This is a genomic window from Mesorhizobium sp. B2-1-3A, from assembly GCF_006442655.1.
GTDB lineage: Bacteria > Pseudomonadota > Alphaproteobacteria > Rhizobiales > Rhizobiaceae > Mesorhizobium.
Genome location: NZ_VFWK01000001.1, coordinates 501145 through 515107, shown reverse-complemented (window position 1 = coordinate 515107; position 13963 = coordinate 501145). Strand labels below are relative to the sequence as shown.

The window sequence follows — 13963 nt, the reverse complement described above, 5'->3', positions numbered from 1 at the left end:
GTGACTGCTCAGCGAACCGACCCGCCGCGCCAGCTGCCGCTCGATCTCGGCCACGGCACCGGGTATTCGCGCGACGAACTTGTCGTCTCCGGCACCAACAACCAGGCGGCGGCGCTGGTCGACCGTTGGCCGGACTGGCCGGCGCCGGTGGTGGTGCTGGCAGGTCCCGCCGGCTCCGGCAAGACGCATCTGGCTGCCATCTGGCGCGCGCGTGCCAACGCGGTGGCCGTGAATGCCGCACGCATTGGCGACAGCATTGCAAACCTTGGCGCCCGGCCGGTGCTGATCGACGATGTCGACACAGGCGCGATCGACGAACAAGGCCTGTTCCATCTGATCAATGCGGTGCGTGGCGCCGGCTCGACGCTGCTGTTGACGGCGCGCCGTTTTCCGTCGGCCTGGGGTGTTTCCCTGCCTGATCTCGCCTCGCGGCTGAAAGCGGCGGCGACGGTCGAAATCCACGAGCCCGATGATCTCCTGCTCGCCGGCGTCATAACCAAGCTGTTCGCCGACCGCCAGGTCGAGGTCGAGCCGCATGTCGTGCAGTATCTGGTGCGGCGCATCGAACGCTCGCTGGCGACCGCCATGCGCGTGGTGGAGCGGCTGGACCGCACCGCGCTCGAGCGCAAGACGCCGATCACGCGGGCGCTGGCGGCCGAAGCGGTCAGCGCCATGGACGAAGGGCAGGGCGCGTTCGAGATTTGACGCATGTCGCCCAGACGTGCCCTTGGGACACGACATGCACAAACAGGACATGGAGCGGGCCGCATCGATGTTTTGGTGCAACGCGCTCTGGGTGACTCGGTGTTCAGACGGTCGGCAAACGCGAAGCGTGTCCCATTTTGGGAAATAACAGCTGGCATCCATCTTGCACCGCTAGGTTGCCGGCTGACCCCGGTCCTGATTGCGTTCCAAATCAGGTTGTAGGCTCGCCGGGAATGAGGTTGTTGGGGTTCTCGCCCGGCGAGCTTACCTTCAAACGTATCGAGCGATCACCCGTGCGGCGGCCGCGACCATTCTGATCCGCCACGGCCATGCGGCGGCGCGGCTGGGCGAAGCCCGGCAAGAAAGGCCGCCGAGGCCCTGATCGTCGCGGCCCACCGTGGCATCGCCGCACGGCCGGAAGCGGCCAAAAATGACCATGCGATCACGCCAATGGCTATCGATACTGCGTTTTTTTAAGGGATGGTCGGAGTGGAGAGATTCGAACTCCCGACCCTCTGGTCCCAAACCAGATGCGCTACCAGCCTGCGCTACACTCCGAACGGTCTGTTGCCTATTCATTTCGGTGCTGCATGGCAAGTGCAAAAACCTTGCCGCCATGCGCATTGCGCAGTAATGACGGGCAAAGGGCGGCGATGCTGCCTTGCACAACAATGAGGTGGCCATGTCCGCGCGCATTTTCAGCCCAGCCAAAACCGCGATGCAGTCCGGTAAGGCCAAGACCGGCCACTGGGTGCTGGAATTCGATCCCGAGATGCGCAAGAAGATCGATCCCCTGATGGGCTATACGACCTCTGGAGATATGAGAAGCCAGATCAGGCTCACCTTCGACACGCGGGAAGAGGCCGTGGCTTACGCCGAAAAGGAAGGGCTTGCCTTCCGTGTCGAGGAGCCGAAAGAGACCAAGCGCCGCCAGATTTCCTATGCGGAAAATTTCCGCTATGACCGCAGGACGCCCTGGACGCATTGAACGGCGGCCAGCGCCAGATATCCAGCCGGCCCTTTTTTGGCCGGCCAGCGGTCCCGTAGCTCAGCTGGATAGAGCACCGGCCTTCTAAGCCGATGGTCACAGGTTCGAATCCTGTCGGGATCGCCAACAATTTCAAAGATACCCGATCTGCGAGCAGAATCTGCCTGTCGAACCGTCTCCAGATCAACCAGCTGGTATGTCTTTGCAGGGCGTTCGATGTCGAGATCGAACTCCGGCCAACGGCCGGCTACTGAAACAAACGTACGATTCGTGTTCCGAGCCCGATGGTGAACTGACCTTCGTGAGCGGCGAAGTCCCAACCGAAGAATGCCAACCAGCAAAAGAGTAGAATGGAGAAACGCATAATGAGCGGATGCTAAATTAGAGATGTTAACGAATGTTAACGCGCGTGTGCAGTTCCCCGTTCCCACGGCCGTTCGGACGATCCGGCCCCTGGTGTCCTGGCGTTTGCTTCCGCGCCCGTGATGGCTGCTTTGCTAAACACGCAAACAGCTTTCGCAAGAAGTCTGCCACCGTTCGGGTTTTTCGTTTCGCAATGGAACTTGGAGGAACTGGTCCGCTGGTAAGGCATGGCTAAACCCGCTAGTTGGGTTTGGATCATAGTTTTCCACCGTTAATCCGAGCACCCGGACCGATTTTCTTGCAGGAGTTTCCGAGACTCGCCTATTAGGACACCCTTATGCAGCGTCGGCACGCAATTCGAAGGGTCAAGGATGGGCTCTGGGAGGTCTACGACATAGACAACGACGAGGTTGTGCTCGTTGGTGGAGTGGCCTTGACAAATTTGCTCGATGAAGAGGCACTCGACGCCTTAGACCTGATAATGGGTGGATTCCTGACCCCGAGCCAGTCCAGAAGGGCAAAGCGCTAAACAGGATCTCACATCGTTCACTGCGCCAAGGTACCAGTTCCGCACGACTAGATGCTGGTGGGATTTTGCAATGTCAGACGCGCACGCTGATCCTCAGCGAAAGCGACTGCATCGGCCTCCCGTTCGAAGGCTCTGGAATACGTGTTGCGGTTCGTTCTTACGATGCGGACAAACCACTCGCCCAGGGATCGGGAGATTTCTACGGATGGGGAAGACGGTTTGTTGTCGGCCATGGACTTACCTTAAAAACCGGCGGCTTCGGAAGATCTCACGAAACCCGTCGCGCCTCTCTCGACGGCAGGTCGCCCGCCCAGGGATCATGCCGGGTGCTTTGTTCCCCCTGCTGATCCCGGCCACGCAATTGCGATGCCAACTTGGCTGATCCAGAACGAGACAGCATACAGATGGCTGTTGACGGTGCGCAAAGCTCGACGGGCGATCCGGAATTATTTCGTGATCTGCCGAGATTGGAACCTTAGGCCCCATGAGGCGTTCGGGGCCTTGTATTCGCGGAACCTCATAAAAGGGCAATGTGCGGGCCAGCGAATGGGCGGGGCAAAACAAGTGCGGGTTGGGGGAGGAGAAGCCAGGCCATGTCGAAACGAGAAATTGGAACGTCCCCTGCCTTGGGGCGGCGTATCGCTGAACTCAAGGCCAGAATGCAGGATGCCGAAATTTCCGACTATGAGATGAAGACCTTCCACAAGGTCGCCGCCATCATGGGAGCAGGCGACGGCTCGCTACGACTGGATGCCGACGACTTGATCGCCGCATCCTTCGTTGTGGAGGCGAGTCGACCGGCGCCCGGCCGTTGACGTTCGGGAACTCCCGCATCGCGCGAAATTTAAGCACCGAACTGCTTTCACCGCCGGAGCACGACCACCGATAGGGCGGGCGTGCTCCGGCTCACTGATCTCGAATTGAAGGAAAGTCTTATCATTTTGTTTGCGTTGGCACGTCATAGTAGAGGCGGCTAACGGAGTGGAATGGGATGAAGCTCGACCTGTCGCCGACCAGCTGGGGCAGGGTGATCGCTGTCACCGCGGCCGGCACGGCATTCTTCATTGCCGTGGCGTTTTTTGTTGATTCGTTCAATTTCCCCTATCTCTCGCCCGAGGCTGTCTGGCGCGCGCAACTGACGGACCTGCTTCTTCCCCTGGTGCTGGGCGGCTCGTTTCTGTTTCTTCTCATGTGGAAGATCCGCCAACTGGCCATAGCCCAACGCGAACTCAGCGTCATCGCCGCGACCGACAGTCTTACGGCGGTGCTGAACCGCGGAGCCTTCTCGATGCTGGTCGAGGCCTATCTCGAGGAGACCCGCAAGCAGGAGCATGCCCGTTCCGGCGCGCTGCTGATCATCGATGCCGACCACTTCAAGTCGATCAACGACCGTCTCGGTCATGACTGCGGCGACCAGGCGCTCAAGCTGATCGCGCAGGCAATCAAGGGGCAATTGCGCGGCAGTGATATCGTCGGCCGCATCGGCGGCGAGGAGTTTGGCGTGTTTCTTCCCGGTGTCGACCCCTCGCAATCCTGGCTGGTTGCCGAAGGGATCCGCCGGCGGATCCGCGAGATGGACTTTTCGCCCGGCGGCCGCGCCTGTCCGCTTTCCGTCTCGATCGGCGGCACCAGCTTCAGTGGCCCGACCACCTACGAGGCGATATTCTCGGCCGCCGACCGACGGCTCTATGCCGCCAAGTCGAATGGGCGCGACCAGGTCAGTTTCGACCCGGCGGAAGCCGCCCTGGTATCTCAGCCCAGCGTCGCCACGGTGCATTGAAGGCAGCCTTGCAACGCGTGAAGGCGGCCGCTTCCTTGACGCCTTCTTGTCGGTGTGCTTCCTCCGGCTAAGGTGATGTATTGGGCATCGCCAGAGACATTTCTGCTTTCTTGATCTCCTCGGTCTTCCGGCCCGCTGGCGCAGTCGCGACCTTTCGGTGCCGGCGAACGAGTGGCGGGATGGCCCCGGGCAAGGCCAGGCAAGCGCGGCGATCATGATCCATCTCTTCAACAGTTTTCAAAACCCGTTTGGCGGCAGCGAGCGCGAAACCCTCGACCTGTACCGGCTGTTGAGCGCCGACCAGCAGGTGCGTCTTTGGGCAACCTCTTCGCGCGTGTCCGACGAACTGATGCGGCAATTCCCGATTCACCGCGTCTCGCCGGCAGAGCGCGACGTGCCGGACGGCGGCACCTACGTCTTCCTCGGCGCGCATTGGCGCAACAAGATCTGGCCTTACCTGATCCGGCGGCCACGCCGGCTGATCTATGTCTTCAACACCTTCCACCCAAAAATCATCGCGCTGACGAGCGGCATGCCGCGCCTGCTGGGCTGGCCCGACGCCGAACTGGTGCTGATCTCCGATTTTCAGAAGCGCATGCTGCAGGTCGAAGGCGTCGTGCATCCGTCGCCGATCGATATCGAGCGTTTCTCGCCATGGCCGGCAAGGTCGGATCGACCGTTCACGGTCGGGCGTCTGAGCCGCGACACGGCGGACAAGCATCATGCCGACGATGCGGCGCTTTATGAGGCATTGCTGGCCGATGGCGTTGCGGTGCGGATCCAGGGCGGGACGCCGCTCAAGGACAAGCTCACGCCACATCCGCAGCTGGAACTCCTGCCGCAAGGCCAGTTTGCCGCCGAACAGTTCTTGCCGACGCTCGACGTCTTCTACTACCGCACCGGCTCGCATGTGGAGACCTTCGGCCGCGTGGTGTTCGAGGCGATGGCTTGCGGTTTGCCCGTGGTCTGCCATTCGCATGGCGGCTATGCCGACCATATCATCCATGGCGAGAACGGTTTTCTCTTCGAGACGACGCAACAGGCGGCGCAAATCCTGGCCGAGCTCAAGGCCGATCCGGCGCTGAGGGCTGGTGTGGGCCACAAAGCGCGGCAGACTGTCGAGCGGCTGTTTTCGCCGCAGGCATTGCAACAGCGACTGGATTTCTACCGACGTTAGCGATACCGCCCGCAACGACAGCTGCCCACTCCGTTTGTCATCAATCTCGACATCGCCAAAGTTGACATGCAAAAGAACCACCGGGCGGACCGCATCGGCGCCACCAGATCGAGCGGGGCTTCTTACCAATGACATTGATGGGCGCGGCGGCACTGCTGATCCTGGTCCTGACCTATGCCGGCGTAGCTGTCGGCCGCATACCTGGACTGCGTCTGGACCGGGCGGGGATTGCGCTGCTTGGCGGCGCCGCGATGATCGCCATCGGCGCGATCAGCATGGAGGACGCCTACCGCGCGATCAATTTCGACACCATCACGCTTCTGCTCGGCATGATGATCGTGGTCGCGCATCTGAAGGTCTCCGGCGCCTTTCGCGGCCTTGGCGCCATCGCCATCGAACACGCGCACGCGCCGTTCATGCTGCTGGTCATGGTCTCGCTGCTGACCGGCGTGCTGTCGGCCTTCCTGGTCAACGATGCCATCTGCCTGGTCATGGCGCCGATCGTCGTCCACGTCACCCGCGTCATCAACCGCAACCCGATCCCCTATCTGATCGCCACCGCCACCGCGTCGAACTGCGGCAGCGTCGCCACCATCACCGGCAATCCGCAGAACATGGTCATCGGCGCGCTGTCGGGCATTTCCTATCCCGCCTTTTCGGCGGCGCTCGCGCCGGTCGCCCTGTTCGGCCTGGTCGCGGTCATAGTCATCGTGCGCATCGTCTATCGCACAGAATTCACCCGCAGCGCTGAGTTGACGCCGCATGTGTCGCGCGGGCGCATGCATCGCGGGCAGGTGCTGAAGGCGGTGATCGTCTGCATCGGATTGGCCGTTGCCTTCTTCGCCGGCGTTCCCGTCGCCAAGGCGGCACTGATCGGTGGCGCCATTCTCCTGCTCACCCGCGCCATCAAGCCCGCGCGTATTTACCGCGAGATCGACGGACCGCTGCTGTTCATGTTCGCGGGTCTGTTCGTGGTGGTTGCCGGCGCAGAAAGGACGCTGCTCACGCCCGACATCATCGCCTCGGCCAAGAATCTCGGCCTTGATGACGTCTGGCGGCTATCCGGATTCACCGCGGTGCTTTCCAACATCATGAGCAATGTGCCGGCCGTACTGGCATTGCGACCCTTCATACCCGGGCTGGAAAATCCCGAACGGGCCTGGCTGGTGGTGGCGATGAGTTCCACGCTCGCCGGCAATTTCACGCTGCTCGGCTCGGTCGCCAACCTGATCGTCGCCGAACAGTCCAGGGCCGCCGGCACACAACTGTCTTTCGGTGCCTTCTTCAAGGTCGGCTTGCCGTTGACGCTGATCACGCTCGTGGCCGGCACGGCATGGCTGGCGCTGGGGCATTAAGAAAAAGCAGCCGTTAGCTCTCGGAACCAATTCGGCCGCGCACCATGAACACAAACTCGGCGTGCGGACTTGATATCTGGCGCCGGCGTGCTCACGATAGATTTTGGGGCAGTTTCTGAGTTGTGGTGGGAGAGGTGATCCTTTGGGGGCGGTGGTCGCAATGGCACGTCGATGGCGTGCATACAGCGCTTTTGTACGGACCGAATTCGAGGACCCAGCGCCAAGCGGCCTCTGGCGGTTGCGCGGCTTGCTTCGAGGCCACCAGTCGCAAGCATTGATCATGCTCGAGGAGCAGGCGTTTCTTCGAAAAGAATATACCCCCCTCAGTTTGTACACTCGCCGGCTCGCAGCCTACAACAATCGCATTGACCAGTTCTTGTTCAATAAGCTGAACCAAAAGGCATGGCTTGACCATGTCATGCCCTCCGTAGCGCCGCCAATGACGCACTATGTGGCCGGCCAGCATCTTGTTGATCTCGCGAAACCGGAAGAACGTCTTGAATTTGGAACGATACTTTCGCTTGTAAATCAGAAGGGTGAATTGTTTCTCAAACCTGCTGCGGGCGGACACGCGAAAGGTGCATTAAGGCTCGTTCATGCCCCCGAAGGATTGCAGGTCAATGGCCGCAACGTGCACGCTCGGGAATGGCTTGACGGTTTTTTGCGCCAGAAGCCCGATGCCTACACGATCTCGGAGATCATCCGACAGGGAACATGGAGCGAGACATTTTTTCCACCCACGTTGAACACGCTTCGGGTGTTGACCGGGACGCATTTTTCCAACCACCGCACTGTCATATTGGCGGCGACCATGAAGATGGGCCGTCCGGAAACCTACCCGACCGACAACTGGAAGATCGGGCGTGGCGGAATCTCGGCGCTGGTGGATCCGCTGAACGGCGTTCTTGGCCCCGGCCTCTCTTACAATTCGGAAACGAGGGGCCGCCAAGTCAGTGAACGTCATCCGGACTCTGGTGTCCAAATCCGCAACGCGGTCATACCCAACTGGGATGTTGTCAAGTCGCGTATGTTGAGGCTGGCAAGCCAACTACCCTATCCGGGCCTCATCGGGTGGGATGTCGCGTTGACGAACGATGACATCGTCATTGTCGAGGCCAACACCACCCCTGGTCTGGCAATACATGAAAGTCATGCGAGCTTGAGACGAACACCCGAGCAACGCGCATTCTGGGCTGAAATGGGAATTAGGGACAAACCAAGAAGCACTTAGTTCCTGCCTCAAATGCGCGCCCTGACCAGAGTGGCGGCGGCGTGCCCGGCGGCTTCTATATAGTCGGGATTGCGGTGGATCAGCATGATCGAAAACGAGCCGTCTATCAGCAGCACGATCTCGCGGGCCACCGCGCGTGGTTCCTTGATGCCGTGGTCGGACAACGCGCCAGCCAGCCAGGCTTCAAAATTTGACTTGTGACGTGCTCCGACCTTGACAGCCGGGTGACCGGGCATCGAGGCGAGTTCGGCGGCCGTGCGCAGAAAGCCGCATCCTTTCCATTTTGGATGACGCGCGACCCGCGCAAGGTTGGTGAAGATCGCTTCGACCCTGTGATCCGCGCCACCTTCCGCCGCATCGAACCAGCCGGCCATCTGCCGCAGATTGGGCTGGTCGCGACCATCGAGATAGGCGGCGATCAGGTCGTCCTTGCTCTTGAAGTGATAGTAAAGCGTCCGTTTGGTGAGCCCCGCCTTTTCGGCGATGGCATCAACGCTGACGCGGCCGATTCCCTCTGCGTAGAAGAGCTTGGTCGCGGCTTCGACGATGCGTTCGCGGGTGGGGCTTTGTGCCTGGATCATACGTCATGTATACCGACTAGTGAATATACATACAATCGAAAGCGTGGTCCCTTCCCATCGTATTTGGAAAGGAAGAACCATGACCGATCTTGTCCTGAACGAGACCCGCGACGGGGTGACTGTTCTTACCCTCAACCGCCCTGAAAAGCTCAATGCGCTGAACTATGCCCTGATTGATCGCCTGCTCGCGATCCTCGATGACATTGAAGTCGACGACGGCATTCGCGCGATCATTCTGACCGGCGCGGGAGAGCGGGCCTTCTCGGCCGGCGGCGACATCCACGAATTCTCGGGCAGCGTTGCCGCCGGTACCGACACAGCGTTACGGGACTTCGTCATGCGCGGCCAGCGGCTGACGGCACGGCTCGAAGCCTTCCGCAAGCCCGTCATCGCCGCCGTCAATGGCATTGCCTTTGGCGGAGGTTGCGAAATCACCGAAGCGGTGCCGCTGGCGATCGCCAGCGACCGCGCCCTGTTCGCCAAGCCGGAAATCAACCTCGCAATGCCGCCGACCTTCGGCGGCACCCAGCGCCTGCCGAGGCTCGCCGGGCGCAAGCGGGCGCTCGAATTGCTGTTGACGGGGGACTGGTTTCCGCCGCCGCGTGCTCTTGAACTCGGTCTTGTCAACCAGGTCGTCCCCCACGAAGACCTGATGCCGGCGGCTTTTGATCTGGCCAGGCGTATCCTTCGGCACTCCGGACTTGCGGTCGCGAGCATTCTCACCGCCGTGGCGCGCGGGCTCAACCACGGCATCGCCGAAGGCCTTCTGGTCGAAGCCGAGCAGTTCGCCCGCATGGCTCCGACCATTGATTTGCGCGAAGGGCTCGATGCCTGGATCGAGCGGCGCAAAGCAAGTTACGATGGCTCGTGGACACATGTCGCCCGACCTGACGAGGCCAGGCGCGCCTCGCTACGGCTCGACAGGGCCGCTGATCAGGGCGACACGTCGAGATGGCCCTTCATGTTGGGGTGAAAGCGGCAGAAATAGTCGACCGCGCCCGCCGCCTTCAACGTCAGGCTTGCCGACTTCTTCGGCGGGATCATCACCTCCCAGCCGCCCTTCACCGTGGCCGTGTGGGCAATCACGTCCTTGTTCACCCACTCGATCGTGTCGCCGACCTTCGCATCGATGGTCGCCGGCGAGAAGACGAGTTTGTCGATGGTGACCTCTATGGTCGCGGCCGCCGCCGGCGCCGCTGTAAGCATCAGCGCCAGGGCGGCCAGCCAGGACGGATGGATCAAGACGTCCGCTTTCATTTCAGCATGCCAGCGACGTGTTCGGCGTGCTGTTCGTGGCCCTGGAAGATCTTGAGGCCGGTCTCGAGCAGGCTCTTCAGCTCGGCATTGCTGGCCGAGGGGATGAGGAGGGTTTCGAGCGCACCGTTGACCTGCTTGTGATAGGCAACCTCATTCTCGATATAGGCCTTGTCGAAGGCTGCGCCCGTCAGCTTGGCGAGCTTGGCGCGTTCGGCCTCCGCCGCCTTGCTCAGCGCCTGGCTGGTGGCGTTGTCCTCGGGCTTCACCTTGAGCTTCTTCACCAGGTCGAGCGCCTGCTTGTTCACCGCCTCATGGTCGCGCTCCATGTCCTTGGCGAAGGCGACGACCTCCTTGTTCTTCGATGTCTTGATCGCCTGCTTGGCCGCCTCGATGTCGAGGACGCCGGCTGTATAGGCGATATGGGCGATCTGCGGGTCGGTCGGCTTGTCGGCGGCTTGCGCGAACGGGGCAGCGCTGACGAGAAGCAGGGCGGCAAGGGCCGCGGTATGTCGGGTGAGCATGGCATTCTCCTTCGCCCGGCCGCGCGGAGGCGCCGAGCTCGATTTTTCAGTTGACGCTGATTGGATGCGCGGCCGGGAGAAACGTTCCCGCAAAATCAGAGCAGGATCATTCGAAGCCCAGGCGTCTCATCACGGACTGGGTCAGCCGTTCGCAGCGGCGGCCGGCGAAGGGGAAGGCGTCGAGCAGCACCGGGCCGATCTCGTCGTCCAGCGCCTTGCGCAACAGGGTGCGCGCCCGGTGCAGCCTTGTCTTGACGGTCTCTGGCCGCACGCCGAGCAGATCGGCGGTTTCCTCCATGCTGAGGCCCTCTATGACACGGGCCACGAAGACCACGCGGTAGATGTCGGGCAGGCTGTCGGTCGCCCGTTCGACAAGTGCGAGAATCTGCCGCTGCGCCATGGTCCGCTCCGGGTCGTCGCTGGGATTGAGGGGAAAGCGGATGATCTGCGCTTCCGGGTTCTCGGGCAACGCCACGGTGTGGCGCCTCTTGCGCAGGCGGCCGAGGGCTTCGTTGATGACGATGCGCGACAGCCAGGTGGCGAGCGAGGAGTCGCCGCGAAAGGAGCCGAGGCTGGCGAAGGCGCGCATATAGGCCTCCTGCACGATGTCCTCGGCCTCAGCGTCGTTGCGCACCACGCCGCGGGCGATCCGGTAGAGCAACTGGTTATGTGTCTTGATGATAACGCGAAAAGCACCAGCCTCGCGTGCGAGCGCACGCTGCACGAGCAGCACGTCGCCGGAAGGGCCTTCAGCCGCCTCCGGCATTTTGGCGGGCATTACGAGCTTGCTCATCGCGACCGGATCTCCCCAAACAGCGCATGACTGCACGTTGGATGCGCCCGCCGGAAAAAGGTTCCCGGATTTCGGCAACCTGGCTTCGCTATTCTAAGCCGCCGCCAATCCCTTGTCTGCGGCCTGAACGCGCGCGGCCGCCGCCAGAAGATCGGTCTGGGTGATCAGGCCGAGAATGCGCCGTTCGCGGTCGACGATGACCACGGCGTGGCTGCGCCCGTCGGTCAGCACGGGAAGCAGGCTCATCGCCGGCGTGTCGGGCGAGGCGGTGCCGGCCTTCGACATGACGCCCTTCACCGTGTCGCTGGCCCTCGTCAGTTCACGCAGGCCGACCGCGCCCACCAGACGGGCGTCCGCGTCGACCACCGGCAGGGTCCGGATATTGTGATCGAGCAGTTGCTGGCGCGCCTCCTCGATGGTGGCCTGCTCCGGCACTGACACGACGTCGCGGGACATGATGTCCTCGCAGAGCAACGTCCTGTGCGAGCGCACCATGGCCTGCAGCTCGACTTGTCTCAGGAGCCGCTCCAGGTCGTTGCGGTCGATGTCGAAGGTTTCGTCGAGCGTGGTCAGTGCCGCGTCGATATCCTCGGGCCGGAAGCCGACGCGCTGCTGCGCCGGCGGATCGGCTGTCCCATGGCTGTTGGCGGCGGGTGCTGCGACATGCGGATAGTTGCGCCGCGCCAGCCTGTGGAAGAGGAAGCCGAGCGTGACCAGGATGATTGAATTCAAGGCCACCGGCACGAAGGGGAACAGGAAGCCCGCGCTGACAACGGCAGGCCCGCCGAGCACGGCCGTCAGCGCCGCCGCGCCGCCTGGCGGGTGCAGGCAGCGCGTGAACGACATCGCCGCGATGGCGAAAGCTACAGCGAGGCCCGAGGCAATGACCGGATCATGGACGAAATGCGCCACGGTCACGCCCACCAGCGCCGACACGGAATTGCCGCCGATGATCGACCAGGGCTGCGCCAAAGGGCTCGCGGGCACGGCGAAGAGAAGCACGGCGGAGGCGCCCATCGGCGCCACCAGCAGGGCCACGTGCGGGCCGCCACCCATCGCCAGCCCGCTGATCACGCCGGTCAGCGCGATGCCGATCATGGCGCCGATACACGCAAGGATGCGTTCGCGCAGCGTCGCGCCGGCAAGGATGGGGACAAAAAGACGAAAGGCCATGGCAAGCTTTGTGACAAATGGATTGGTCGGAATGCCGTGCAGCACGCAATGCGGCCGAATCCGCGGATTTGAAAGTCAAACAAATCCGGAAAGTCGCGGCCCGGGAGAATAATATTGCGCGCCGCGCGGCAATGGGATGCCGCGAGCGGCTCGCGCTTTGTCATCAGCGTCAAGGCCTTGCGACCGTTTGCTGACTCTGTGCGGCAGTCAGCTCGCGCGCACCGCTCAGGCCGCGGCTGCGGCCAGCCCGCGCATGATGTCGGCTTTCAGGTCGTCGACATCCTCAAGGCCGATCTGCAGGCGGATCAGCGGGCCTTCGTAAGCGGCTTGTGCCACGACGCGGTCGCCAAGCCAGACCGGCACCGCAAGGCTCTCGTAGCCGCCCCAGGAATAGCCGAGCCCGAAGATCTGCAGCGCGTCCAGGAAAGCGTGCTGCTCCTTCTGGCCGCCTCCGGCAAGCACGATGGAAAAGATGCCGCTCGAACCGCAAAAGTCGCGCTTCCACAATTCGTGGTCCGGGTGACTGGGGAGGGCAGGGTGCAGCACGCGCGCCACGCCCTGCTGGCCTTCGAGCCACGACGCGATGGCAAGCGCGCTGCGCTGATGATGTTCCAGGCGCACGCCCATGGTGCGCAGGCCGCGCAGCACCTGGTAGGCATCGTCGGGGCCTACGCAGCAGCCAAGCGTGCAGAAGCTCTCATAGAGATGCTTCCAGTGGCTTTCATTGGCCGACACGGTGCCGAGCAGCACGTCGGAATGGCCGGCCGGATACTTGGTCGCGGCATGAATGGAGATGTCGACGCCATGGTCGAGCGGCCGGAAGTAGAGCGGCGTCGCCCAGGTGTTGTCCATCATCACGATGGCGCCGGCCGCATGCGCCGCCTTGGCGATCGCCGGGATGTCCTGCACCTCGAATGTGTTGGACGCCGGCGATTCCGTGAACACCACCCTGGTGTTGGGCTTGATCAGGGCGGCGATGCCGGCGCCGATACGCGAATCATAATACTCCACCTCGACGCCGAGCCGCTTCAGCATGGTGTCGGCGAAATTACGGGTCGGATGGTAGACGCTGTCGACGATCAGCAGATGATCGCCGGCCGATACGAAGGCGAGCAGCGGAATGGTCACCGCCGCAAGGCCCGACGGCACCACGATCGTGCCGGCGGATCCTTCCAGCGCGTCGATGGCCTGGGCAAGGGCGTCCGTCGTCGGCGTGCCGCGCGTGCCGTAAGTGTATTTCTGGCTGCGGCTCGCCATCGCGGCGGCATTGGGAAACAGCACCGTCGAGGCATGCACGACCGGCGGATTGACGAAACCGAAATAGTCGTGCGGGTTGTTACCCGAATGGGCAAGCCGCGTGTTGATGCCCACTTTGCCTGAACCCTGCTCGTTGCCGTCTTTTGCCATTCATCTTGCCTCTTCTGATAAGCCGCTAGCCATAGTGCGGCGGCATGGGCCGTGCAACAGCATGGCGTTCGCCAGGAAACCGACTTCGGATATGCCAATTTCT

The 13963-nt window shown here is 62.3% G+C and carries 14 protein-coding genes and 2 tRNA genes; 9 read left to right on the top strand and 7 right to left on the bottom strand.

Features of this window, described 5'->3' with window-relative positions; translation table 11 throughout:
• Nucleotides 1-705, top strand: a complete 705-nt coding sequence (hdaA, locus tag FJ977_RS02620) for a DnaA regulatory inactivator HdaA (RefSeq protein ID WP_140768284.1) — start codon at nucleotides 1-3, stop codon at nucleotides 703-705.
• Nucleotides 706-1186: 481 nt separating this feature from the next.
• Here hdaA and FJ977_RS02615 read toward each other — a convergent pair.
• A tRNA-Pro gene (locus FJ977_RS02615) sits at nucleotides 1187-1263 on the bottom strand.
• 124 nt (nucleotides 1264-1387) lie between these two features.
• On the opposite strand from FJ977_RS02615, the gene FJ977_RS02610 reads away from it, so the two are divergent.
• The 7 genes from FJ977_RS02610 (at nucleotide 1388) to FJ977_RS02575 (ending at nucleotide 8128) form a co-directional block, all read left to right on the top strand.
• The gene (locus tag FJ977_RS02610; RefSeq protein ID WP_015318428.1) at nucleotides 1388-1693 is read left to right on the top strand and encodes an ETC complex I subunit; all 306 of its coding nucleotides are present in this window, start codon (nucleotides 1388-1390) and stop codon (nucleotides 1691-1693) included.
• Between the two features lie 49 nt (nucleotides 1694-1742).
• Nucleotides 1743-1819, top strand: a tRNA-Arg gene (locus FJ977_RS02605).
• Nucleotides 1820-3178: 1359 nt separating this feature from the next.
• Nucleotides 3179-3400, top strand: a complete 222-nt coding sequence (locus tag FJ977_RS02595) for a hypothetical protein (RefSeq protein ID WP_140768280.1) — start codon at nucleotides 3179-3181, stop codon at nucleotides 3398-3400.
• A gap of 176 nt (nucleotides 3401-3576) precedes the next feature.
• Entirely contained in the window at nucleotides 3577-4365 is a 789-nt protein-coding gene (locus tag FJ977_RS02590; protein WP_140768278.1) for a GGDEF domain-containing protein, read from the top strand.
• 214 nt (nucleotides 4366-4579) lie between these two features.
• Nucleotides 4580-5542 carry a glycosyltransferase family 4 protein gene (locus FJ977_RS02585; RefSeq protein WP_140768276.1) on the top strand — a complete coding sequence of 321 codons (963 nt, stop codon included), beginning with the start codon at nucleotides 4580-4582 and terminating at the stop codon, nucleotides 5540-5542.
• A gap of 128 nt (nucleotides 5543-5670) precedes the next feature.
• A complete protein-coding gene (locus FJ977_RS02580; RefSeq protein ID WP_140768274.1) occupies nucleotides 5671-6897 on the top strand; it encodes an anion transporter in 1227 nt (408 codons plus the stop codon).
• A 160-nt stretch (nucleotides 6898-7057) separates the two neighbouring features.
• Nucleotides 7058-8128 carry a sugar-transfer associated ATP-grasp domain-containing protein gene (locus FJ977_RS02575; protein WP_140768272.1) on the top strand — a complete coding sequence of 357 codons (1071 nt, stop codon included), beginning with the start codon at nucleotides 7058-7060 and terminating at the stop codon, nucleotides 8126-8128.
• 8 nt (nucleotides 8129-8136) lie between these two features.
• Here the strand turns inward: FJ977_RS02575 and FJ977_RS02570 are convergent, their stop codons facing one another.
• Entirely contained in the window at nucleotides 8137-8709 is a 573-nt protein-coding gene (locus FJ977_RS02570) for a TetR/AcrR family transcriptional regulator (protein ID WP_140768270.1), read from the bottom strand.
• A gap of 79 nt (nucleotides 8710-8788) precedes the next feature.
• Here FJ977_RS02570 and FJ977_RS02565 point away from each other — a divergent pair, with 79 nt between their 5' ends.
• Nucleotides 8789-9682 carry a crotonase/enoyl-CoA hydratase family protein gene (locus FJ977_RS02565; RefSeq protein WP_140768268.1) on the top strand — a complete coding sequence of 298 codons (894 nt, stop codon included), beginning with the start codon at nucleotides 8789-8791 and terminating at the stop codon, nucleotides 9680-9682.
• Here the strand turns inward: FJ977_RS02565 and FJ977_RS02560 are convergent.
• From FJ977_RS02560 to FJ977_RS02540, 5 genes are all read right to left on the bottom strand, one after another.
• Nucleotides 9643-9966, bottom strand: coding sequence for a cupredoxin family copper-binding protein (locus tag FJ977_RS02560; protein ID WP_140768266.1), 324 nt, complete (start codon nucleotides 9964-9966; stop codon nucleotides 9643-9645). The two genes, FJ977_RS02565 and FJ977_RS02560, sit on opposite strands and share 40 nt — an antisense overlap.
• A complete protein-coding gene (locus FJ977_RS02555) occupies nucleotides 9963-10487 on the bottom strand; it encodes a DUF4142 domain-containing protein (protein WP_140768264.1) in 525 nt (174 codons plus the stop codon). Before FJ977_RS02555 ends, FJ977_RS02560 begins: the two co-directional genes overlap by 4 nt.
• 106 nt (nucleotides 10488-10593) lie before the next feature.
• Nucleotides 10594-11280 (bottom strand): RNA polymerase sigma factor, encoded by a 687-nt coding sequence (locus tag FJ977_RS02550; RefSeq protein ID WP_181179507.1) that lies wholly within the window; start codon nucleotides 11278-11280, stop codon nucleotides 10594-10596.
• A 93-nt stretch (nucleotides 11281-11373) separates the two neighbouring features.
• A complete protein-coding gene (locus FJ977_RS02545; RefSeq protein ID WP_140768262.1) occupies nucleotides 11374-12453 on the bottom strand; it encodes an HPP family protein in 1080 nt (359 codons plus the stop codon).
• 225 nt (nucleotides 12454-12678) lie between these two features.
• Nucleotides 12679-13860, bottom strand: coding sequence for a cystathionine beta-lyase (locus FJ977_RS02540; protein ID WP_140768260.1), 1182 nt, complete (start codon nucleotides 13858-13860; stop codon nucleotides 12679-12681).
• Nucleotides 13861-13963: the final 103 nt, after the last annotated feature.